This is a genomic window from Bacillus mycoides, assembly GCF_001757995.1.
In the GTDB taxonomy this organism is placed as follows: Bacteria; Bacillota; Bacilli; order Bacillales; family Bacillaceae_G; genus Bacillus_A; species Bacillus_A mycoides_B.
In genome coordinates, this window is the sequence record NZ_LXLV01000131.1 from 1 (window position 1) to 2,677 (window position 2,677).

General features: G+C 33.3%; 2 protein-coding genes and 3 pseudogenes. 4 read left to right on the forward strand and 1 reads right to left on the reverse strand.

Going from position 1 to position 2,677, the window contains the following annotated elements; all coding sequences use genetic code 11:
- Positions 1-247: 247 nt before the first annotated feature.
- From BWGOE10_RS34130 to BWGOE10_RS29245, 3 genes and pseudogenes are all read left to right on the forward strand, one after another.
- Positions 248-361: pseudogene (locus tag BWGOE10_RS34130) on the forward strand (vancomycin resistance protein); the annotation flags it as partial.
- Positions 348-604, forward strand: a pseudogene (locus BWGOE10_RS30835) (IS4 family transposase); the annotation flags it as partial. The pseudogenes BWGOE10_RS34130 and BWGOE10_RS30835, both read left to right, overlap by 14 nt.
- Positions 605-808: 204 nt before the next feature.
- Positions 809-1,705, forward strand: coding sequence for a VanZ family protein (locus tag BWGOE10_RS29245; RefSeq protein WP_257209091.1), 897 nt, complete (start codon positions 809-811; stop codon positions 1,703-1,705).
- A gap of 171 nt (positions 1,706-1,876) precedes the next feature.
- On the opposite strand, the pseudogene BWGOE10_RS34135 reads toward BWGOE10_RS29245, so the two are convergent.
- Positions 1,877-2,009 (reverse strand): annotated as a pseudogene (locus tag BWGOE10_RS34135) (histidine phosphatase family protein); the annotation flags it as partial.
- A gap of 359 nt (positions 2,010-2,368) precedes the next feature.
- Here BWGOE10_RS34135 and BWGOE10_RS29250 point away from each other — a divergent pair.
- Positions 2,369-2,677, forward strand: a 309-nt coding sequence (locus BWGOE10_RS29250; protein WP_145925688.1) for a helix-turn-helix domain-containing protein, incomplete at its 3' end; no start/stop codon positions are given.

Sequence of the window (2,677 nt, forward strand, 5' to 3'; positions counted from 1 at the left end):
TTATCTGAATAAGTTTGAAATTTATCCCCTTTTTTAACCATAATAAAATCCCCTCCAAGTAAAAGTGTAACATCCATGTGTATTCATGGTCTTTTTACACTGTCTACCTTAAGGGGATAATATCAATCAGTCTGTCCAAAATCAAAAAGAGTTTATCCACCAAGTGTTTGGACTTATAGCATAAAATACGATTTCACTAGGAATCTACTATTATCCGCGTTCTTCTTCATATATTTGCACCAGAACCCAACGTAGAGTATATAGCCAACAGAAAGAGTTTGTAGAAGATCAATATGTAACGGAGAATCACGCTATAATGATGTACGAACCATTATTAGCTTGTAATTCAGAAAAATCCCAATCCAGGTTACTTTCAAGACGGAAGAATAAAGAAAGGTATGCAGTACATTCAGTTAGATATGGAGAAGTTGATGCATTCCATGCAGCCAGGACAAACCTATGATATAACAGATGCTTATGTAGGGATGAGTGACAAAGTACAGACTCATGTTATTGTTCATCGACTTACAGAAAAACAACAAAAAAACGTCTACAAGATCAAGCTGTTCGAGAGAAAAAGAAAGGAATGACGTATTCTCCTCGCTTTGTTTTGCAAAAGTTTAGCTTACTTTTAAAAACTTTGCAACAGAACCGAATTACTACTTACGCCAACATGATTTTATTGTTATATTTAAAATACGCGAATTTGTAAAATTATCAATAAGAACAATTATTAGTAATAGGAGGTTTTATTATCAAAGGAAAACATCGTAACATTACCCTCGCAATATTAGGACTATATTCCGTTCTGATTCTCTACTTTATGTTTCTTGGTTTCGATAGATTGGGATTAAAATATATTAACCATGAATATGAATTCCAGTTAATTCCGAGTAGTATTCCTTTGAGCTTGCCAAATATGGTAGATAGGGAAGATTTTAATCTATGGTTTTTTAATTTTGGAAATTTAACAGCATTCATACCTTTTGGGGTATTAATTCCTATGTTATATCGTTGTAGCTTTATTAGATTTATTACTTCATTCTGTATTTCTATTCTTATACTAGAAGTCCTACAAATGGTTACTTTTCTTGGTGGCTTTGACATTGATGATGTAATTGTTAATGCAATGGGTGCTACAATAGGATTTTGTGCATATAAAATAGGATTTCGCTCTAATAATACTTTGAAAAACTTTATTATTACAGGTGTAACAGCATTTATCTTGACATTAGGAGTACTTGTAGTTGTAGGCGAAATTAATAAATCATTAGAAAAAGAACAACAATCCCTAAAAAACGGAACCGTTATAGCGCTAAATCAACTGACAGAAAGTACTGGATATGTACCGAAAGTTAACAATTCGACTAGCTTTGAAGTGGCTCATAAAAAAATTGAACCTAAATTAAATATGTATAGTAGTAAAGGGACAAATTCTCAGCAATTTAAATACTTGTTAAAAGGTAAGTATGCAAAACTTTCGGGATATCTCGGTGTCCCTGATAGTGCTAGCAAACATTCCGGTAAGATAATTATTTCTATTGATGGAAAAGATGTACAAACCATTCGATTCTCTGAAGAAAGCATATCTAAATCCACAAGTTCTTTTAAGATAGAGTTGGCTAAAGCAAATGAACTTAGTATTAAATTTATTGATACAGATGCATTGCTATGGGATGTCAAGCTTACAGAATGGGAAAAATAATGAATTGAATTCCACTAGTTTAGATACTAGCGGATTATTTTATATGTTCAAATATCTAATTGAACAATTCTTGCCCTGCCAAAAGTGTTTATGAAAGGATCTATGTTTAACATCTAACTCGGTTGAATCCTTTCTAGTTTTTTTATTTATCATTCTTTGAATGTATACTTTTATTGGTGGTTTTAGAGAGTATAGATAAAAATATTGACTATCGAAATATCCCCATCATTATCGTCATGACAAGTCCATGAGTACCAATTACAATTTTATGACCTTTAAAATTCGTTAAATAGTGTCTCAAAACTCATCTTTAAATCAAATTCTCTATTCAACTCGTGTTATGGAGTTTTGAGAATCCTTTAGCGTATAAAAACGTTAAAATGTGCGTCCTACCCCATGCCCATCAACCTAATATTTTGAAGTACCCCAAAACAAAAATTTTATCATTTTAGCCAAGAAGACTCCTTCCTCAAGGAACGTGAAGGGTCGCAGCCCAGTGAGTAGGTCGGAGATGAATTGGCTTCGGACAAGGGGTGGCATGAAGCCATCTTAATTGTTCGACATATGTAAAGTGTTACTGGGTAATTTGTCATTATCACTTCACTACCTATCGAATGTACGTTTGTTGTATGATAGACACATGTCGAACTGGAGGTGAAACGAATGATTATCAATAAAGCATATAAATTTCGTATATATCCAAATAAAGCGCAAGCAACGCTAATCAATAAAACGATTGGTTGTTCTCGTTTTGTATTCAATCATTTCCTATCTCTATGGGATAACGCATACAAAGAAACAGGAAACGGTTTGACATATGGTACATGCTCTGCCAAACTTCCTGTCATGAAGAAAGAGTTTGTTTGGTTAAAAGAAGTAGATAGCATTGCTATTCAGTCGTCTGTTCGCAACCTTGCGGATGCTTATACACGTTTTTTCAAAAAACAAAACAGTGCTCCGCCTTGCATGTAT